Below are 18442 nucleotides of genomic sequence, written 5' to 3'. Positions count from 1 at the left end.
CGCGAACGCGACGCCCTGGTCGAACTCGGCAAGCACAACGGCAAGCGGATCCGGGAAGACTCCATCCAGCGCTTCAAGGGTCTGGGCGAGATGAACGCCGAGGAACTGCGCATCACCACCATGGACGTCGACCACCGCGTACTGGGCCAGGTCACCCTGGACGACGCCGCACAGGCCGACGACCTGTTCTCGGTGCTGATGGGTGAGGACGTCGAAGCCCGGCGTTCCTTCATCCAGCGCAACGCCAAGGACGTCCGCTTCCTCGACATCTGAGTCGGCTCAGCTGACTGCCTGAAAGGACCTCTGACCAGCAATGGCCGACGAAACCACCCCCACCGCGGAGAACTCCGCGGAGGAGCCCGTCATGCGTATCGAGCCCGTCGGGCTCGAGACGGAGATGCAGCGCTCCTACCTCGACTACGCCATGTCCGTCATCGTCTCGCGCGCCCTGCCGGACGTGCGGGACGGCCTCAAGCCGGTCCACCGCCGCGTGCTGTACGCGATGTACGACGGCGGCTACCGGCCCGAGAAGGGCTTCTACAAGTGCGCCCGCGTCGTCGGCGACGTGATGGGCACCTACCACCCGCACGGCGACTCCTCGATCTACGACGCGCTGGTCCGCCTGGCCCAGCCGTGGTCGCTGCGGATGCCGCTGGTGGACAGCAACGGCAACTTCGGCTCCCCGGGCAACGACCCGGCGGCCGCGATGCGCTACACCGAGTGCAAGCTGATGCCGCTGGCCATGGAGATGCTCCGGGACATCGACGAGGAGACCGTCGACTTCACGGACAACTACGACGGCCGCAACCAGGAGCCCACCGTCCTGCCGGCGCGGTTCCCCAACCTGCTGGTCAACGGCAGCGCCGGCATCGCGGTCGGCATGGCCACCAACATCCCGCCGCACAACCTCCGCGAGGTCGCGTCAGGTGCCCAGTGGGCGCTGGAGCACCCGGAGGCCTCGCACGAGGAGCTCCAGGACGCGCTCATCGAGCGCATCAAGGGCCCGGACTTCCCCTCGGGCGCCCTGGTCGTGGGCCGCAAGGGCATCGAGGAGGCGTACCGGACCGGGCGCGGCTCCATCACGATGCGCGCGGTGGTGGAGGTCGAGGAGATCCAGAACCGCCAGTGCCTGGTGGTCACGGAGCTCCCGTACCAGACCAACCCCGACAACCTCGCGCAGAAGATCGCGGACCTCGTCAAGGACGGCAAGGTCGGCGGCATCGCCGACGTCCGCGACGAGACGTCCTCGCGGACCGGCCAGCGCCTGGTGATCGTCCTCAAGCGCGACGCCGTCGCCAAGGTCGTGCTGAACAACCTGTACAAGCACACCGACCTGCAGACGAACTTCGGCGCCAACATGCTGGCACTGGTGGACGGCGTGCCGCGCACGCTGTCGATCGACGCGTTCATCCGCCACTGGGTGACGCACCAGATCGAGGTCATCGTCCGGCGCACGAAGTTCCGCCTGCGCAAGGCGGAGGAGCGGGCGCACATCCTGCGCGGCCTGCTCAAGGCGCTGGACGCGATCGACGAGGTCATCGCGCTGATCCGGCGCAGCAACACCGTCGAGATCGCGCGCGAGGGCCTGATGGGCCTGCTGTCGATCGACGAGATCCAGGCGAACGCGATCCTGGAGATGCAGCTCCGCCGCCTGGCGGCCCTGGAGCGGCAGAAGATCGTCGCCGAGCACGACGAGCTCCAGGCCAAGATCAACGAGTACAACGCGATCCTGGCCTCGGAGTCGCGCCAGCGCACCATCGTCAGCGAGGAACTGGCCGCGATCGTCGAGAAGTTCGGCGACGACCGGCGTTCCAAGCTGGTTCCCTTCGACGGCGACATGTCCATGGAGGACCTGATCGCCGAAGAGGACATCGTCGTCACGATCACGCACGGCGGTTACGTCAAGCGGACCAAGACCGAGGACTACCGCTCGCAGAAGCGCGGCGGCAAGGGCGTGCGCGGCACGAAGCTGAAGCAGGACGACCTGGTCGACCACTTCTTCGTCTCGACCACGCACCACTGGCTGCTGTTCTTCACGAACAAGGGCCGCGTCTACCGCTCCAAGGCGTACGAGCTGCCGGACGCCGGCCGCGACGCCCGCGGGCAGCACGTGGCGAACCTGCTGGCCTTCCAGCCGGACGAGAAGATCGCCCAGATCCTCGCGATCCGCGACTACGAGGCGGCGCCCTACCTGATCCTGGCCACCAAGGGCGGCCTCGTGAAGAAGACGGCGCTCAAGGACTACGACTCGCCCCGTTCGGGTGGCGTGATCGCGATCAACCTCCGCGAGACGGAGGACGGCAGCGACGACGAGCTGATCGGCGCGGAGCTGGTGTCCGCCGACGACGACCTGCTGCTCATCAGCAGGAAGGCGCAGTCGATCCGCTTCACGGCGACCGACGACGCGCTGCGCCCGATGGGCCGCGCGACCTCGGGTGTGAAGGGCATGAGTTTCCGGGGCGGGGACGAGCTGCTCTCCATGAGCGTGGTCCGGCCCGGTACGTTCGTGTTCACAGCGACCGACGGGGGCTACGCCAAGCGCACGCCGGTCGACGAGTATCGCGTCCAGGGCCGTGGCGGTCTGGGCATCAAGGCCGCGAAGATCGTGGAGGACCGCGGGTCGCTCGTAGGAGCGCTCGTTGTGGACGAAACGGACGAGATTCTCGCCATCACGCTCAGCGGTGGTGTGATTCGTACGCGCGTCAACGAAGTCAGGGAGACCGGCCGTGACACCATGGGTGTCCAGCTGATCAACCTGGGGAAGCGCGATGCCGTGGTGGGCATCGCTCGTAACGCCGAGGCCGGTCAGGAAGCTGACGAGGTCGACGAGATCGAGACAGAGATCGAGACCGAGGCAGCCGACGGACAGGCCGCCGAGGCCGCCGGGGGCACGCAGCCTCCGGCCGGGGAGCACGAGGAGTAAGTCGTGAGTGGAGCCACGGGCGCCGGACCGGCCAAGACTGGAGCGAACGGTGCCCGTGGCCCCGCCGCGGACTCCCAGGGGGGAACCGTGACGGACACCCGAGGACCGCAGTCCAAGGCCGGGGCGGGCGCCGGTACCGGTACGGGTACCAGCGCCGGCACGGGACAGGAGCGGCCCGCACAGCCCTACCAGCCGCCGCAGGCCTACGCGGCGCCCCCCGGCCAGGGGGCGGCGCGGGGCGGCGGGGGCGCGGCCGCGCAGCGCGCGCCGCGTACGGGGTCGCGTACGGCTCCGAGGACGCGCAAGGCGCGACTGCGGGTGGCCAAGGCCGACCCGTGGTCGGTGATGAAGGTCAGCTTCCTGCTGTCGATCGCGCTGGGCATCTGCACGATCGTCGCCGCGGTGGTGCTGTGGATGGTCATGGACGCGATGGGCGTCTTCTCGACCGTCGGCGGCACGATCAGCGAGGCGACCGGCTCGAACGAGAGCAACGGCTTCGACCTCCAGTCGTTCCTGTCGCTGCCGCGCGTGCTGGTCTTCACGTCGGTGATCGCGGTCATCAACGTGGTCCTCGCGACCGCGCTGGCGACGCTGGGCTCCTTCATCTACAACCTGTCCGCGGGCTTCGTCGGCGGTGTCGAGCTGACGCTCGCCGAGGACGAGTGACCTGCGCAGACGCGCGGTCAGAACCGATTTTGGAGCTACCGCGTCTGTGCGCTAATCTTCAGGAGTCAGCGCGCGGCGCGGATGGGGCTATAGCTCAGTTGGTTAGAGCGCATCCCTGATAAGGATGAGGCCACAGGTTCAAATCCTGTTAGCCCCACAGTGTCGAAGACCCCCAGGCCCAAGGCCTGGGGGTCTTTGTCGTTGGGCCAGTTGGTGGGTTGCCAGGTCACCGATCGGTATCGGTCGGTGTGTATTGTTGGGCGCCAGAAGTCCCCTACGTCAACGAAAGACGAGGTCGCGCGGTGAAGAAGCTGCTCCTGGTCGCACTGGCCGCCATTGGCGGGCTCCTCGTGTACCGCCAGATCCAGGCGGACCGCGCCGAGCAGGACCTGTGGACGGAGGCAACTGACTCCGTGCCCTCTGGTTCCGGTGTGTGAGACCCAAGGTTGATCCCATGAAGCCCCGGCCGCCGCTGCAGCCGGGGCTTTGTGCTGTTCTGTGACGAAAAATTGCGTTATGCAAAGATTTGGCTTGCGGTAGCAAACTCGGGGTGGGCGTGATGGGTCGGGTACGTCGGGCGGTCGGGGCGGGCCGGTTGGGCGGGGTGCCGCGGGTACGGAGGACCGTGCTCGCGGGAGCGGCGGCCCTGGGCCTCGCGGCCGGTGCGCCGGCGGCGGCGTACGCCGAGGAGGCGGCTCCGCAGCCCGTGCCGACGTACCGGGCCGCCGAGGGCGCCAGCGCGGTGGAGGGCAAACCCTCCACCGCGGACGCCCCGCTGCTGGAGGCCGGTCACACGTACGCGGACACCCTCGCGCCCGGGGAGCGGGTCTACCGGCTCGTCCTGGAGCAGGACCGGTCCGACGTGTACGTCTCCGCGGTGGTCCGGCCCGGGGCCGGCGCCAAGGTCGGCTACAGCGACGGCATCGAGGTGGAGGTCATGACCACCGCCGGGCGGTCCTGCCCCGGTGGCACCGGCCGGGCCGCCTTCGGATACGACGCGGTGCCGCTCAGCGCCGCGGGCGTCCGGCGGGGCGCCGAGGACGACGACTGCGCGCCGGCCGGGGTCTACTACGCGAAGGTCACCCGGACCGCCGCGAAGGGCTCCGACCAGAGTCCCTGGCCCCTGGAGCTCCGGGTCCAGCGCGAGCCCGGCACCGGCGCGGGCGGTCCCACCGCGGCGCCCGGCGCCTGGCCCTCCGGGACGCCTTCGCTGCCCGGCACCGAGCCGGTGCCCCGGACCGGCGGCACCGGCTTCAACGACGCCCGGGCCCTGACGGCCGGGGTGTGGCGCGACGAGCTGCGGCCCGGGCAGACCCGGTACTACCGGGTCCCGCTCGACTGGGGGCAACAGCTGGGCGTCGGCGCCGAGCTGGCCGCGGCACGGATGACGAAGGAGTACGGCTCCGCCTCGAACGGGCTCACCGTCGCGCTGTACAGCCCGTACCGGGCCCTGGTCTCGGACGAGAGCGGCTCGTACGACGGCAAGCAGGCCGGGGTCACGCTGGAGAAGACCCCGCCCGTCGCCTACGAGAACCGCTTCTCCGGCGACCGGGACGTCCAGGCGGTGAGGATCGCCGGCTGGTACTACGTCAGCGTCACCATGGGCGGCAAGGTCGCCGAGTTCACGCAGGACGCCGCGTCCGTGCCGCTGACCCTGCGGACGGACGTCATCGGCAGCCCGGGGAAGGCGCCCGCCTACCGGGAGGACCTGGCCGCGGGCGGGTTCGGGGTCGGGGCCGCGGACCGGGCGGCGGCCCGGGACGGGCTGACCGCGCCCGAGGCGAGCGAGGCCGCCGCGAACCGTTCGGCGATGCGGCTGGTGGCCGGGACGGGCTTCGGCACCGGGACGCTGCTGCTGCTCGTCCTGGGAGGCTGGGTGCTGCTCGCCCGGCGGGGCCGGGGCAGCCGGGGCGCTACTGCTGGATGACGGCCCAGACGCCGACCGCGAAGCAGAGCAGCGCCGCGAGGAGGATGCCGGCCGTCACCCTGGCCGGGGGCGGGGCGACGCGGCCGGTGCGGATCGCCGGGGCGGCGGGTGCCGGTGGCACGGCGGGTGTCGGGTGCGGGGCGGGGGCGGGTGTCGCGTGCGGGGCCGGGGGCGGCAGGTGGAAGCTCCCGGTTTCCGAGGGGTCGGACGCCCGGGCGGGGAAGGCCGGGTACGGGGCGGCGGTGGCCCCCACCGCGGGCGGTACGGCGGCGGCCGTGGCTGCGGCCACCGTCCGGGCGGTGCCGCGCGGATCGGCGGGGGCGGCCTGCGGCGCGGTGCGGGACGAGGGGGAGAAGGCGCCGGGAGTTGCCCCGGGAACGGCCGTGTGACCGTCCGGCGGGGCGGCGGTGACCGCGGGTCCCCCGGGGGGCGCGGCGGGGGTGCTCAGGGGCCCCTGGGGGCCGAAACCGGCGGGGATCGGGCCGAGTTGGTCGAACACCTCCACCGGTTCCTCGTCGGGGCCCGGCGGCGGGAGGAGCTCGACGGCCTCGGCGAGGGCCTTGCGTGCCCCCGTGGCCGTCCGGAACCGGCTGTGGGGGTCCGGCTGGAGGAGGGAGGAGAGGACGTCCCAGAGCGGTGCGGGAACGCCTTCGGGGGCGCCGGGGGTGCCGTGGGCGAGGAAGTGCTCCACCAGGCCCTGGGAGTCGGGCTTGCGCCCCTGAAGCAGGTACAGGGCCACCAGTCCGACGGCGAAGAGGTCGGCCGGGAAGTCGGGCTCGGCGGCCATCAGTTGCTCGGGTGCGAAGTAGCCGGGCGTGCCGACGACGTAGTTGGTCTCGGTCAGCCGGGGCTCGCCCTTGCGCATGGAGATGCCGAAGTCGGACAGCCGCAGGTGCGGCCGCCCGGTTCCGGTGGCCTCCATCAGGATGTTGGCCGGTTTGATGTCGCGGTGCACGACACCCTCCGCGTGCACGGCCGCCAGCCCGGACAGGAGCTGGTCGAGCAGCGTGCACACGAAGCGGGGCGGGAGCGGTCCGTAGTCGCCGATCACGTGGGCGAGGGAGCCGCCGCCGACCAGGTCCATCGTGAAGAGGACCTTGTCGTCGTCGGCCGCCCAGCTGGCCGGCGCCAGTACGTGGGGGTGGTCGATCCGCAGGGCCTGTTCCCGCACGAAGCGCAGGAGGGTGTGGGCGTCGCTCTGCAGGAGGACCTTCGCGGCGACGTACCGTCGACGCCTGTGGTCCCAGGCCCGCCATACGGCGCCCGCGCCACCGCGCCCGATCGGATCGATCAGCTCGTACCGACCGGCGAAGATCTCACCCACGCTGTGCCCGTCCCCCGTCACCCTCGTCCGCTGCCGTGCGCGTCAGTTCTGATGGGCCTCGTAGTGGGCCACCGCGTCCGCGGTACGGCCCGCGCCGTACACCCGGAGGAACTCTGCCAGTTCCGGGTGGCTGGGGGCGAGGGTGTCGGCGGCGTCGATGACGTCGCCGGCCGCGGAGACCGAGCGCAGCAGTGACTGGATCTCCCGGACGACCCGTTTGACGGTGGGGGCGCCGGAGTTGGTCGCGGTCTGGCCGCTGGTGCTGAGGACCGAGCCTCCCTGGGTCTTCTTGATCTCGTCCATCCGGTCGGCGGCCTCCCCGGCGCTGACGCTCCCGTCGGACACCTGGCCGGCGAGGTCCTGGAGAGCCTGGACCCGCTGCACCACGGCAGGGTTGCCGATCTTGGCGCGCTGGCCGCTCATCAGCTGGGACAGCATGGGCGCCGACAGTCCGAGGACGGCAGCGAGGCGGGCCTGGTTCAAGCCGAGGTCATCTATGAGTCGTCGGAAAAGCGCGCCGAGCGGCTCCCCGTACCAACTGCGCTGAAGCTCTCTGGCTCTGGCCGTGGCCTCTTGTTGTACTGCGTCCACTCTTACTACTCCCCTTCGCTGGTGCGAACCTCGCGAGCATCTTACGGAGAGTGGTCGCGGGGCGGGAGTCCCTATCATTTTGCGAGATGAGGGGGTACACCCGGTACTCTGTTCTGCGGAACAACCCTTCCTCGTACGGGGGACGGGTGCGTCCACATGCGCGGGGCCTTAGCTCAGTTGGTAGAGCGCTGCCTTTGCAAGGCAGATGTCAGGAGTTCGAATCTCCTAGGCTCCACCCCCGAAATGCCCTCTGAACTGCGGAAACGCAGTTTCAGGGGGCATTTTTTGTGCCCATCGGTGGGCACATCCGTGCATGCTGATCGTGGTACAGCCCTTGGCCCCCAACGGGTTTGCTCGACTTGGTCTCTCTCCCAGATCTCCTAGGTTCGGAGAGCCCGGGGCCCTGCGGGGCAGGACCTTGCCTTGGTCGCGCACATGATCGCCGTGGGCGGGGAGGCCGTTCTGTCGGCAGGATCTGTGGGGTGTCTGCTGCAGCCCTGGCAGGATCTCGCCCCGCCGGACCGCTCTTGGCTCCGGATCAGTGGGGACAAGCTTCGGCCGCCCGGTCGACGGGCTTGTGGAAGCAGTGGGCCGCGCCGCACACGTACTCGTGCCACGTGCACGAAGTCGAGCAGGACGTGTACCTCGATCTCGCGCCGGTCGGCTTCGGCCTGGATCAGGCCGAGCTGGTGGCGGGCGCCGTCGACCAGGACCACCCAGTCGCGTAGGTGCTCCCGGTCGCGGGCGGCGGCCCGGTCGAACGCGGCGGCGATCACGCGCTCGGGCGGGTGGGCCAGGGAAGCGGTGAGCCACTTGCGGCGTGCGCTCGGCCCGGGACGGGGCGGCCGGGTGGTGCCGCGTCCATCGGGTGGACTTGTTGGCTCATGCGCAGGGGAAGGCGCGGGCGGCGGAGTCCGCCGTGTTCCGGTGGGAGCGGTACTGCTCGCGTACGAGCTCGATGGCGGCGTCGAGGGGGAAGATGTCGCGGGTGACGAGCTGTTCGGCGTTGTCGGCTCCGACGGGGTGCCAGTAGACGCCGTCGGCGGTGATGGTTACTTCCGGGATCAGGGTTTGGACCGTGAGTTCCACACCTTCGTCGGCGACGCCCTGGTGGGCGAGGGGGCGGACCACCTGGTTCTCGCGGGTGATGCCGAGCGAATCGAGGAAGGACCGCAGTTCCCTCTCCTCGTGCTGGCCGTCGGTGGTGAGGGTGGCGGCCACCCGCACGGTGAAGCCCTCCCCGAGGGCGATGCGGATGCCGGCGACTGCTTTCGTCCAGGTGCCTTTGCCGCGGTGGGAGTCGTGCAGGTCGGGGGTGGCGGAGTCGAGGCTGATCTGCAGGGTGAGTCGGTCGCGGGGCATGGCCTGGAGTATCTGAAGCCGGTGTCCGCGGAAGAGCATGCCGTTGGTGAGGAGGGTGGTGGGCAGCGCGGCGGTGCATGCGGTGACGATCTGGTCGAGGTCGGGCAGTATGAACGGTTCACCGCCGGTCAGCAGGATCTCCAGGACTCCGGCTGCTGGGGCTGCTTTCGCGATCTCTTTCACCCTGTCCACGCCCAGGGCCCGCCTGGCTGTTTGTGGTGAGGATCGGGCGCAGCAGTAGTCGCAGGCGAGGTTGCAGTCGAAGTTGGTGTAGAGCCACAGACGTGCTCCGGGGCGGCGGGCCGGGGGCAGGTCGGTGATCGGGTCCGGTGGGCGGCCTCGGCGGACGGTGATGCTGGTTGCGTCGGCGGTGATGAGGGTGTTGCCGGTGCGTTGGCACCAGGAGGCGGCGAGTGCGGCTTGGCCTGGTGTGGTGATGGGGAGCGTGATGGTGTCGCCTTCCGCCGTGACGGAGAGCTTCTCGACGAGGTCGAGGATCACAGCCATCGGGGTGCGATCTCCTGTTCCTTGACCGCTTGGAAGAGGTCGGTGTAGCCGTCGAGCTGGGGGCGTACCCAGCGTGTGAGGCCTTCCAGTTCCAGAATTCTGCGGTGTTCGGGGTTGTTCCAGTCCATGGCGAGGAGGTGGGTGGTCCAAGCGTCGGCGCGGGCCGTGTCGAGGGTGTCGAGTGCGGTGAAGTTGCAGTGGCAGTAGGCGGGGCTGGTCCAGAACATTTCCAGGGCGTCGGGCATCAGTTCGTTCCGTCCGATGGATTCCCAGGTGGTGATGCCGATCGCGGCGGCGTCGGCGTCGCCGTCGAGGACGGCCCGGATAGCGTCCAGTTCGCTGCCTCCGGTGTCGCCGTGTTTCCCGAGGTCGGTATCGATGCGCAGGAGTTGGACGTCCCCGTCGGTGATGCCTTCGCGACGCAGGTAGTGCAGGGGCAGGATCGCGGCCTGTGCGGAGTCGCGGCTGCCCAGGGCGAGGCGTCGGCCCTTGAGGTCGCCGGGGCCGTGCAGGCCGGCCCCGGCCCGGCAGACGAGGTGGCTGCGGAAGGTGAGGTCGGTGTCGCGCATGGCCAGCGCCCGGGCCCGGCCGCCGGACTGGAGGACGGTGCGGACCCAGGCCAGGTTGGTGTTCCAGGCGATGTCGATGGTTCCGGAGAGGAGCGCGTCGACCTGACGGCCGTAGTTGGAGAAGAGGACGAAGTCCATCTCGACGGGGGCGGTGCGGTAGTAGTCGCGGATGCCTTCCCAGATGGGCACCACGTTGGGGGTGTAGGCCACCGCGCCGACGACCAGCGGTTCCATTAGGTGCCTCCTTGCCGGGTGCGCCGGGTGGGCGTCCGGTTCAGCCGAATACCGGCTGGCCGGTGATGGCCTTGCCGTAGAAGTCGTACAAGACGTCGGCGGTGGGGGCCATGACGTGGCCGGCGCGGGCGTCGCGGAAGAAGCGTTCGATTGCCAGGTGCTGGGAGAACGCGGCGCCGCCGCACACCCGCATGGCGTCGTCGGTGACGGTCAGGGCGGTGTCGTTGGCCAGTGCCTTGACCCCGAGGACGTACAGCGGGGTCTGCTCTTCGGGTGCGGCGATGCTGGCCGCCGCGGCACGCAGGTAGGCGTGTGCGGCTTCCAGCTGGAGCGACATGCGGGCCAGGCGGGCGCGGATGGTGGGCAGCTCGGCGAGCCTCTGGCCGGTGTGCTGGAGGGTTGCGCCGCTGGTGTGCCGCACGGCGGCGTTCAGGGCGGCGCGTGCCAGGCCGAGGGAGACGGCGGCGTTGCCGAGGTTGAACCAGGGCATGACGGTCTCGGTCATCAGGGTGAGCCCGCTGCCGGAAGCTCCGAGGCGCAGGGTGTCGGGGACTGTCATGTTGAATCGCATCGGCGCGGAGCTGTTGCCGCGCAGGCCCAGGCCGTGGAACGAACCGGTGACGGACACGCCCGGGGCGTCTGCTTCGATGGCGTATAGGTCGACGGTGCCGGGCTCGTCGGCGGAGAGCACGGATGTGATGTACATCTGCGCGTGTCCGGCGGAGGTCACCCAGCTCTTGTCGGCGGAGAAACGCGCATCCTGGCCGCCATTGCGTTTCGCCTGGGAGATCGGCGCCCAGAAGTACGAGCGGGAGCCGGGTTCGCTGAACGCCAGCGTGGCCAGTGCCCTGCCCGTGGCCAGGTCGCCCGTCAGGTCCGGCATCCCCGGCGGTGCCGCGGCCAGTACCGTCATGGCACCACTGATGTGCATCAGGTAGACCATGGCCGTCGATCCGCATGCGCCCGCCAGCTCGGCCGTGACGTGGGCGAACTCTTCCGGGCCGGCTCCCAGCCCGCCCTCCCCCTCCGGCAGCGTCAGACCCAGCAGGCCGGACGCGCCCAGAGCTGCGACCGCTTCTTCGGGGAACCGGCCGTCCGTGTCAACGGCCGGCGCGTGTTCCGTGGCGGTGGCCAGGACGGGCTGCAACAGACTGTCGACGTTCATGCGGGATCGTGCCTTCCCGTGGAGGAAGTGGGGGCATCACGGTCGTCGGGTGCTGTGGTGAGGCCGAGGGCGAGCAGGCCCACGGCGAAACCGAGCAGCAGGGCGACGGTGGAACCGTCGCCCCCGAGCAGGTTCGCACCGGTCCAGCCGATCTGCACCAGCTGCAGGACGGCGGCCGCCAGGAAACCCGCCCCGGCCAGGACGATCAGCGGACGCGCCCCCATAAGCCCCGCCGTCACGGCGGCGGCGGCCAGGAGCAGCAGCACCAGCGTCCCTGTCCCTCCCAGCTTTACGATCCCCCACGGCGGGCCGTCGGCGAAGGCCAGGACGCTGCTCGCCGCCGCCCCCACGCCCAGGCCGGCGGCCGTCCGGCCGATGGCGGATCGCGGAGTCTGCATGGGAATCCCTTCCTTGGTTCACGACGCTGCGAGCAGGATCCGCGACAGCCGGCCGCCCCGCTGCCGCCACAGAGGGCGCAGGGCGCCGTCCACGCCGTAGGCGCGTCCCGCCGCGGTGGCCAGCAGCGCCAGGTGCACGGCGTACATGAGGAAGTACGACCAGAACCACTCGTTCGGGGTGTTCAGCACGGAGAACGTGATGGCGGTCGTCTGGACCAGCCCGACCAGCGCCCAGAGGCGGGTGGCCAGGCCCACCAGCAAGAACGCGCCCAGGCATGCCTCGATCGCGAAGGCGCCCCAGGCGAACACCGCGAAATTCGGAATGATCACATGCTCGACCAGCCACGCCCACGGGGCGAAAACCTCGTTGTCGACCCCTTTGAGGGTCCAGGCGTACAGGTCCTGAGGAGGGTCGGACTTGTTCCCGAAGCCCGGCGGGTGCTTCCAGGAAAGGTTCTGGATCCACAGCAGACCGACCGTGACCCGGCACACGGCAAGGAGCACACGGGAGAGACGAGACGAGCCCAGTGGCTCCGGGCCGGGGGGCGAGGACCGGTTGGTGACGGCCATGCGGAACGACCTCTGATCATGCTCACGAATTTGAGGAATCATCTGCCGTACGTCCATCCACTCACGCCAGGACGGGCACGGCAAGCCGCAGGAGCCTTACACACCATGAACGGCACAGGACTGTGCACGCGCAACCCGGCAGACCGCCCGGTACCGGCGCGCGGTGTTCCGGAGAGGGGATGGGCTCAGTATCAATCGACGTCGCAGACCGCGCCTCGCCGGCTCGCTGGCGGCCAGACGGCTCTCCTTGGACGTCCCCTCTCGCACTACGTCTCGAATGTCTGGTTCTGGTGGATACGGTGAGGGCGTGACCGACCCGACTACGACGGCGGTGGACGTCGTCCTCCCCTGTTTGGACGAGGCCCGCGCCCTGCCCTGGGTACTGGAACGTATCCCTCCGACCTGGCGGGCGATCGTCGTCGACAACGGCTCCAGAGACGGCTCTGGCGCCGTCGCCTCTGCGCTCGGCGCGACGGTCGTGTACCAGCCGGAGCGTGGGTTCGGCGCCGCGTGCCATGCGGGGCTGCTGGCGGCGGAGGCTGAGTTCGTCTGCTTCTGCGACTGTGACGCCTCTCTGGATCCCGGGCTGCTTCCCTCGTTCGTGCAGGAAGTGGCGGACGGAAGGACAGACCTGGTGCTGGGGCGGCGTCGCCCGCAGGGACGCGGGGCCTGGCCCGTTCATGCGCGGGCCGGGAATCTGGCCCTGTCCCGGATGGTGCGTCGGCGCACCGGACTACGGCTGCACGATCTGGGGCCCATGCGCGCCTGCTGGCGTGAGCCGCTGCTGGGCCTTGGCCTCACCGACCGGCGCAGCGGCTACCCGCTCCAGATGGTCGTGCGCGCGGCCGACGCGGGTTGGCGTGTCAGCGAAGTCGATGTCCCCCATCGTCCGCGGGCCGGGAAGTCGAAAGTGACCGGGACCTGGCGGGGCACCTGGCAGGCGGTGCACGACATGCGTTCAGTGCTCTCGGAGCTGCCGGTCCCGGCACCGGGTGGAGCGGGTGCGCGGTGACCACAATGCTCATCCTTGCCAAGGAACCGGTGCCCGGGCGGGTGAAGACCCGGCTCACTCCTCCGTACACGCCCCAGGAGGCGGCGCTCCTGGCCCAGGCGATGCTCACCGACTCCCTGGAAGCCATGCTCGCGGCCCCCGCCGAGCGGCGTGTGCTGGTCCTCGACGGTTCGCCGGGTACCTGGCTGCCGCCCGGCATCGAGGTCCTGCCACAAGGGCATGGAAGCCTGGACGAACGGCTGGCCGCGGCCTTCGGACTCTGTACCGGTCCGGCCGTGCTTATCGGCATGGACACCCCGCAGGTCACCCCCGCCGTCCTCGCGCCCGCGCTGGCCGAGGACGCCTGGCAGGGCTGCGACGCATGGTTCGGCCCGGCACTGGACGGCGGCTTCTGGGCCCTGGGCCTCGCCGAACCCGATCCCGCACTGCTGCGCGGGGTACCGATGGACGTCCCTGACACCGGCGCCCGACAACGCCAGCGGCTGACCGAGGCCGGGCTGAAGGTGCGGGACCTGCCGGTGCTGCGTGACATCGACACCGCCGCCGACGCACGGGCGGTGGCGGCCCACGCCCCGCACACACGCTTCGCCACCGCCCTGGCCCTGCTGACGCAGGCCGGGCCGTGATGGCCACCGCCGTCCCGGCCTGCTGGAAGCCTCCCGCCGCTTGCAGGCAGGCGACGAGGTACTCGGTGTGGGTCCGGCCTGGGCGCGTTCGGCCAGGCGTTCGGCGGCGTCCAGCAGGGCCGGGGCCTTCATGGCGCGGGCGAGGAAGGCCAGGTCGGCGGCGGTCTGCCGGCCCGTGCGGGCGCTTGGGCCGTCCGCCTTGGCCGCGTCGGTGGCGGTGTTTGTGGTCTGGGCAGGGGTGCGGGCCATCAGGTGTCCTCCTTCCCGGCGCCGCCCTCGATGAGGGTGAACACACGGTCGTAGGTGCCCAGTTCGCGTTGCTCGACCTCGATACCGAGGCTTGCCGGGGCCAGCATCGCGGCCCTGGCACTCGCCGCTCGGGCGGCCTGCTGGTGGATCACCTCGCCGCGCAGGATGTTGGCCGCCGCGGCGTGCTCGGGGTCGGTGAGGCTCTGGTGCCTGGCCCAGCAGCGGGTGTGGCGGGCCACGACCTCGTTGCCGCAGGTGACGGTGACCTCCTCGTTGTCCGCGCGGACCATCACCGTCTTGCCGATGGCACGGGGGTGGACGGAGTAGTCGTTGGTGTCGACGCGGATGTAGTGGTCGCGGCCGATGCGGGTGTGGAAACGCCACCAGTGCGGTGGAGTGACGGGAGGGACGGTGAGCATCGCGGCGCGGTCGGCCTCCCAGCGGTCCACCGGGCGGGCGCCGATGATCCTGTGCTGGCGCCGGTTGGCGATCTGGAGCCAGGTGGTCAGCTGGGTGTTGAAGTCGTCGGGGCCGGTGAACGTGCGGCCGGGCAGGAAGCTCGTCTCCAGGTAGCCGTTGGCCCGCTCGACCAGGCCTTTCGCTTCCGGGTCGCGGGGCCGGCAGAGGTGGACCTTGACGGCGAGCAGGCCCGCGAACGCGGCGAACTCGCTGGTCAGTTTTGCCTTTGCCGATTCCGGCTTCGTTGTCCCAGACGAGTGTCTTGGGGATCGCTCCCCAGCCGTCGGCGAGCAGGCGCCAGTGGCCGTCGATCAGGTCGCCGCTCTGCCGGGAAGGCAGCATCCGCCCGGTGATCACCCGCGAGTAGCCCGACACGATGACCAGGACCGGCGGCCGGTCCGAGGCCAGCGCCCGCAACACGGTGCCTCTGGAGATCCCCAGCTGCTCGCGCCCGACGGACCGAGGTAGGCGGGCAGCTTCGGATGGCTGATCCCTGCGGCCCAGTCCTCCGCGCCCTGAGCGGGCCGACCTTTTATGACCTCAGCTGCTCTCTCGGGCCGCGCTGAATCTTGGCCGTAATGCGGGCCCTGCCGCTCGCTGGTGTCAGTGCACCCAGTCCTTGAGGGGTTCGGTGTCCAGGGTGAAGCCGACGGGGGTGGGCAGTTCGATGGTCTTGCCGAAGGGACGGCGCAGAATCTTGGTGTAGGAGCCGGCGTCGGGCTCGCTGTAGACGAGGGTCTCGCACGCGTCGCGGTCGATGAGCAGATATACCGGGATGCCGGTCTCGGCGTAGGCGGCGGGCTTTTCCTCCCGGTCGCGCTTGTCGGTGTCGGTGTCGTAGGAGGTGACTTCGACGATCATCTGGACCTGGTCTGGGTGGGCCCATTCGCCCTGGCCGGCGAAGGTGCCTTCGGGGGCGAGGGTGCCGTCGGGCTTGGCGTTGCCGTTGCGGTAGGTCTGGATCTTCAGACCGCGTTCGGGGTAGAGCCACAGGTCGGGACGATGCTGCATGCAGCGCTGCATGAGCCAGCGGATGATCTCGTCATGGTCGCCGTCGGGCACGGCCTTGACCCCCAGCCTGCCGTGGATGAACTCCATACGGACGCCCTCGCGCTCGGCAGCTGCGGCGATGCGCTCGAACTCCTCGGCCGCCATCTGCGGCCGGTGTTCCATGACCGTCACTGGGCACCTCCTGGCCTCAAGCTTAGGCGGGGAACGGGCATCGTGGTGGGCTACCGCGATCCGGCTCCGATCTGTCGTGAGTAAAGGGGTGAGTGAGAGTTTGCGCGAACAGTGCACGGAAGATGTCAGAGTGCAGTGCTGAGGTGGTTCGTGCGCGTCGTGGGGTTGCTTGTGCAACCGATGCGCAGAGTGTGCCCACCAGTGGGCACGCCGAGTCGGGGCAGCGGGATCGAGCAGGATGGAGCGGGACGGAAACGGGTGGGAAAGTCCGATTCTCTCGCAAAGACTTGGTGAAATCGCAGGTCGGAGCGTCGCCCGTTTCGGGTTCGAATCTCCTAGGCTCCACCCTGCGGAAACCCACCTGACCTGCGGAAACGCAGGCCAGAGGGGTTTCTTGTGTGCGGGGTCGGCGGGGTGTCCCGCTACCCGCGGGCCGTTGTTTCACGTGAAACAACGCTGCGCAGGAGGGTCGCGGCGAGGGCGACCGCCGCCAGGAGCAGGGCTGCCCCGATGCCGAAGGCCAGGTGGTATCCGCTGGTCAGGGCTTCCGCCGGAGAACTGCCCGCTGCCTGCCGGGACTCCGTACGGGAGGCGGCGAGGGTGGAGAGGACGGCCACCCCAAGGGCCATGCCGATCTGCTGGGTGGTGTTGAACAGGCCCGAGGCGAGTCCGGCGTCGGCGGCGTCGGCGCCGGACATGCCCAGCGTGGTGAGGGCCGGCAGGGCCAGGCCGAAGCCGGCGGCCAGCAGCATTACGGGCAGCAGGTCGGTGGCGTAGTCGGCGTCGACCGGCAGCCGGGTCAGCAGGCCGAGGGCCGCGAGCAGCTGGACGAGGCCGGCCAGCAGGACGTTCCGCTCCCCGAACCGGGCGTTCAGGCGGGCCGAGACCCCGAGGGAGACGGCGCCGATCGACAGCGCGGCGGGGAGCATCGCCAGGCCGGTGGCGCCGGCGCCGTAGCCCAGCACCCGCTGGAGGTAGAGGGCCACGAGGATCTGGAAGGCGAACAGCGCGGCCACCATCAGCATCTGTACGAGGTTGGCGCCGACCACCGTCCGGGACCTGAAGATCCGCAGCGGTACGAGCGGAGTACGCGCCCTCGCCTGCCGCACGGTGAACGCGGCGAGGAGGGCCAGGGAGAGGGCCCCGAGGCCGAGGGTCCGCCCGGAGGTCCAGCCGTACCGCTCCACCTCGACCACGGTGTAGATGCCCAGCATCAGCCCGGAGGTGACGAGCAGGGCGCCGATGGCGTCGGCGCCCGCCCGGAGCCCGAGGCCCCGGTCGGCGGGAAGCGCGGGCAGCGCCAGGAGCAGTGCGGCGACCCCGATGGGCAGGTTGATGAAGAAGATCCAGTGCCAGTCGAGGGCGTCGGTGAGGACTCCGCCCAGCACCTGGCCGAGTGAGGCCCCGGCCGCTCCGGTGAAGGAGAAGACGGCGATCGCCCTGGCCCGCTCCCGGGGGGTGGTGAACAGCGTGATCAGGATGCCGAGGGCGACGGCGGAGGCCATCGCGCTGCCGAGTCCCTGGAGGAACCGGGCGGTTATCAGCAGTCCCGGGGAGGACGCGCATCCGGCGAGCACCGAGGCTCCGGTGAAGACGGTGGTCCCGGCGAGGAACATCCGCTTGCGGCCGAGCAGGTCGCCGAGGCGTCCGGCGAGGAGCAGCAGGCCGCCGAAGGCGATCAGGTAGGCGTTCACCACCCAGCTGAGGCCGGCGGAGGTGAAGCCCAGATCGTGCTGGATGGCCGGCATCGCCACGGTGACGATGCTGCCGTCGAGGATCGTCATCAGCATGCCGGTGGAGAGCACGGTGAGGGCGGTCCAGCGGGAGCGCAGCCCCCGCGGGGCGATGGCCGGGGCGGACCCGTGAACGGCGGCGCCGACGGGGTCGGTGGCGGAGGTGGGGGCGGGGCTGGGAGCGGCGGGCATCGGTCTCTCCGGTCAGTGAGGGCGACTGGTGAGACCGTAGCAGATGGTTTTGTTGCAGACGATTTTCTTCGGATCGAAGATTTAGAGTGGTGTCATGACCGCCATGGCCCCCGCCCGCACCGAGCCCGACCTCTCCTTTCTCCTCGACCACACCAGTCACGTGCTGCGCACCCGCATGGCAGCGGCCCTCGATGAGATCGGGCTGACCCCCCGCATGCACTGCGTCCTCGTCCACGCCCTGGAGGAGGAGCGCACCCAGGTACAGCTCGCCGAGATCGGCGACATGGACAAGACGACGATGGTCGTCACCGTGGACGCCCTGGAGAAGGCCGGACTGGCCGAGCGCCGCCCTTCCGCCACGGACCGCCGGGCCCGGATCATCGCCGTCACGGAGGCGGGAGCAGCCGTCGCCGTCGAGAGCACCCGGATCGTCGACCGGGTGCACGCCGACGCCCTCGCCTCCCTTGCCGGCCCCGACCGCGCCGTCCTGCTGCGGGTCCTCGGCCTGCTCGCCGAAGGCGATCTCGGCACCCCGTCCGAGAGCCCCCGACCGGCGCGCCGGGCCCGCCAGTGACGGTGCGCCGGGCCTGACGGCGCGCCGGGCCCGCCGGTGACGGTGCGTCGGGCCCGCCGGTCCCCGGGCGGCCCGCCCGGCGTGTCCCCCGGATGGCCCCGTCGTGCGGCCGTCCGGATCCCGGTGCCGGACAGTGGGGGGAGGCGTACCGCCCAGGGGGGACCACCACGCCGGAGGCG

Annotated in this window: 17 protein-coding genes, 2 tRNA genes and 2 pseudogenes; 10 read left to right on the top strand and 11 right to left on the bottom strand. The window is 70.5% G+C overall.

All coding sequences use genetic code 11. The features are described 5' to 3' along the window. From OTB16_RS37000 to OTB16_RS36975, 6 genes and pseudogenes are all read left to right on the top strand, one after another. Nucleotides 1-273, top strand: a pseudogene (locus tag OTB16_RS37000) (DNA topoisomerase IV subunit B); the annotation flags it as partial. Nucleotides 274-313: 40 nt separating this feature from the next. Next, the gene (gene gyrA / locus OTB16_RS36995; protein WP_267727001.1) at nucleotides 314-2923 is read left to right on the top strand and encodes a DNA gyrase subunit A; all 2610 of its coding nucleotides are present in this window, start codon (nucleotides 314-316) and stop codon (nucleotides 2921-2923) included. A gap of 3 nt (nucleotides 2924-2926) precedes the next feature. Next, on the top strand, nucleotides 2927-3589 hold the full coding sequence (locus tag OTB16_RS36990) for a DUF3566 domain-containing protein (protein ID WP_267726999.1): 663 nt from the start codon (nucleotides 2927-2929) through the stop codon (nucleotides 3587-3589). Nucleotides 3590-3672: 83 nt separating this feature from the next. Beyond that, a tRNA-Ile gene (locus OTB16_RS36985) sits at nucleotides 3673-3746 on the top strand. Between the two features lie 145 nt (nucleotides 3747-3891). Continuing rightward, nucleotides 3892-4026, top strand: a complete 135-nt coding sequence (locus tag OTB16_RS36980) for a DLW-39 family protein (protein WP_208809277.1) — start codon at nucleotides 3892-3894, stop codon at nucleotides 4024-4026. A gap of 188 nt (nucleotides 4027-4214) precedes the next feature. Beyond that, nucleotides 4215-5516 (top strand): hypothetical protein, encoded by a 1302-nt coding sequence (locus OTB16_RS36975; RefSeq protein WP_267726996.1) that lies wholly within the window; start codon nucleotides 4215-4217, stop codon nucleotides 5514-5516. Here the strand turns inward: OTB16_RS36975 and OTB16_RS36970 are convergent. Then, nucleotides 5503-6840: a protein kinase domain-containing protein gene (locus OTB16_RS36970; RefSeq protein ID WP_267726995.1), complete on the bottom strand. Its 1338-nt coding sequence runs from the start codon at nucleotides 6838-6840 to the stop codon at nucleotides 5503-5505. The genes OTB16_RS36975 and OTB16_RS36970 overlap by 14 nt on opposite strands. 42 nt (nucleotides 6841-6882) lie before the next feature. Next, complete coding sequence (locus OTB16_RS36965) at nucleotides 6883-7431, bottom strand: helix-turn-helix domain-containing protein (RefSeq protein WP_267726993.1); 549 nt, start codon at nucleotides 7429-7431, stop codon at nucleotides 6883-6885. A gap of 162 nt (nucleotides 7432-7593) precedes the next feature. Here OTB16_RS36965 and OTB16_RS36960 point away from each other — a divergent pair. Then, nucleotides 7594-7666: transfer RNA gene (locus tag OTB16_RS36960), tRNA-Ala, on the top strand. Nucleotides 7667-7984: 318 nt separating this feature from the next. Here OTB16_RS36960 and OTB16_RS36955 read toward each other — a convergent pair. The 6 genes and pseudogenes from OTB16_RS36955 to OTB16_RS36930 form a co-directional block, all read right to left on the bottom strand. Then, nucleotides 7985-8336, bottom strand: a pseudogene (locus tag OTB16_RS36955) (ISKra4 family transposase); the annotation flags it as partial. Further along, nucleotides 8314-9300, bottom strand: coding sequence for an Rv1681 family radical SAM protein (locus tag OTB16_RS36950; protein ID WP_267726992.1), 987 nt, complete (start codon nucleotides 9298-9300; stop codon nucleotides 8314-8316). The gene OTB16_RS36950 and the pseudogene OTB16_RS36955, both read right to left, overlap by 23 nt. Then, entirely contained in the window at nucleotides 9291-10103 is an 813-nt protein-coding gene (locus tag OTB16_RS36945) for an Rv1680 family SBP-like protein (protein WP_267726991.1), read from the bottom strand. The genes OTB16_RS36950 and OTB16_RS36945 overlap by 10 nt, the downstream gene beginning before the upstream one ends. 40 nt (nucleotides 10104-10143) lie before the next feature. Next, entirely contained in the window at nucleotides 10144-11268 is a 1125-nt protein-coding gene (gene fadE16, locus OTB16_RS36940) for an Rv1679 family acyl-CoA dehydrogenase (protein WP_267726989.1), read from the bottom strand. Continuing rightward, entirely contained in the window at nucleotides 11265-11666 is a 402-nt protein-coding gene (locus OTB16_RS36935; RefSeq protein WP_267726988.1) for an Rv1678 family membrane protein, read from the bottom strand. The genes fadE16 and OTB16_RS36935 overlap by 4 nt, the downstream gene beginning before the upstream one ends. A gap of 18 nt (nucleotides 11667-11684) precedes the next feature. Continuing rightward, entirely contained in the window at nucleotides 11685-12170 is a 486-nt protein-coding gene (locus OTB16_RS36930) for a DoxX family protein (protein ID WP_267726987.1), read from the bottom strand. 343 nt (nucleotides 12171-12513) lie between these two features. Between OTB16_RS36930 and OTB16_RS36925 the strand changes: the two genes are divergently transcribed. Beyond that, nucleotides 12514-13248, top strand: a complete 735-nt coding sequence (locus OTB16_RS36925) for a glycosyltransferase family 2 protein (protein WP_420717877.1) — start codon at nucleotides 12514-12516, stop codon at nucleotides 13246-13248. Nucleotides 13249-13253: 5 nt separating this feature from the next. Further along, nucleotides 13254-13874 carry a TIGR04282 family arsenosugar biosynthesis glycosyltransferase gene (locus OTB16_RS36920; protein ID WP_267727007.1) on the top strand — a complete coding sequence of 207 codons (621 nt, stop codon included), beginning with the start codon at nucleotides 13254-13256 and terminating at the stop codon, nucleotides 13872-13874. A 248-nt stretch (nucleotides 13875-14122) separates the two neighbouring features. On the opposite strand, the gene OTB16_RS36915 is transcribed toward OTB16_RS36920, so the two are convergent. The 3 genes from OTB16_RS36915 to OTB16_RS36905 all read right to left on the bottom strand — a co-directional run bounded on the left by OTB16_RS36915 (nucleotide 14123) and on the right by OTB16_RS36905 (nucleotide 17554). Then, entirely contained in the window at nucleotides 14123-14572 is a 450-nt protein-coding gene (locus tag OTB16_RS36915) for a Mu transposase domain-containing protein (protein WP_267726984.1), read from the bottom strand. 613 nt (nucleotides 14573-15185) lie between these two features. Then, nucleotides 15186-15755, bottom strand: coding sequence for a Uma2 family endonuclease (locus OTB16_RS36910; protein ID WP_267727006.1), 570 nt, complete (start codon nucleotides 15753-15755; stop codon nucleotides 15186-15188). 431 nt (nucleotides 15756-16186) lie between these two features. Continuing rightward, nucleotides 16187-17554, bottom strand: coding sequence for a DHA2 family efflux MFS transporter permease subunit (locus tag OTB16_RS36905; RefSeq protein ID WP_420717878.1), 1368 nt, complete (start codon nucleotides 17552-17554; stop codon nucleotides 16187-16189). Between the two features lie 229 nt (nucleotides 17555-17783). Here OTB16_RS36905 and OTB16_RS36900 point away from each other — a divergent pair, with 229 nt between their 5' ends. Next, nucleotides 17784-18263, top strand: a complete 480-nt coding sequence (locus tag OTB16_RS36900) for a MarR family winged helix-turn-helix transcriptional regulator (RefSeq protein ID WP_267726981.1) — start codon at nucleotides 17784-17786, stop codon at nucleotides 18261-18263. The last annotated feature ends 179 nt before the right edge of the window (nucleotides 18264-18442 follow it).

The organism is Streptomyces antarcticus, assembly GCF_026627255.1.
GTDB classification, from domain to species: domain Bacteria; phylum Actinomycetota; class Actinomycetes; order Streptomycetales; family Streptomycetaceae; genus Streptomyces; species Streptomyces antarcticus.
The sequence above is the reverse complement of the archived record's forward strand: the minus strand, read 5'-3'. Positions and strand labels throughout refer to the sequence as shown.

Coding starts and splice junctions, on each gene's coding strand:
- gyrA (WP_267727001.1), top strand. CDS start 314: ATGGCCGACGAAACCACCCCCACCGCGGAGAACTCCGCGGAGGAGCCC.
- OTB16_RS36950 (WP_267726992.1), bottom strand. CDS start 9,300: ATGGCTGTGATCCTCGACCTCGTCGAGAAGCTCTCCGTCACGGCGGAA.
- OTB16_RS36945 (WP_267726991.1), bottom strand. CDS start 10,103: ATGGAACCGCTGGTCGTCGGCGCGGTGGCCTACACCCCCAACGTGGTG.
- fadE16 (WP_267726989.1), bottom strand. CDS start 11,268: ATGAACGTCGACAGTCTGTTGCAGCCCGTCCTGGCCACCGCCACGGAA.
- OTB16_RS36935 (WP_267726988.1), bottom strand. CDS start 11,666: ATGCAGACTCCGCGATCCGCCATCGGCCGGACGGCCGCCGGCCTGGGC.
- OTB16_RS36925 (WP_420717877.1), top strand. CDS start 12,514: ATGTCTGGTTCTGGTGGATACGGTGAGGGCGTGACCGACCCGACTACG.
- OTB16_RS36920 (WP_267727007.1), top strand. CDS start 13,254: ATGCTCATCCTTGCCAAGGAACCGGTGCCCGGGCGGGTGAAGACCCGG.
- OTB16_RS36910 (WP_267727006.1), bottom strand. CDS start 15,755: ATGGAACACCGGCCGCAGATGGCGGCCGAGGAGTTCGAGCGCATCGCC.
- OTB16_RS36905 (WP_420717878.1), bottom strand. CDS start 17,554: ATGCTGATGACGATCCTCGACGGCAGCATCGTCACCGTGGCGATGCCG.
- OTB16_RS36900 (WP_267726981.1), top strand. CDS start 17,784: ATGACCGCCATGGCCCCCGCCCGCACCGAGCCCGACCTCTCCTTTCTC.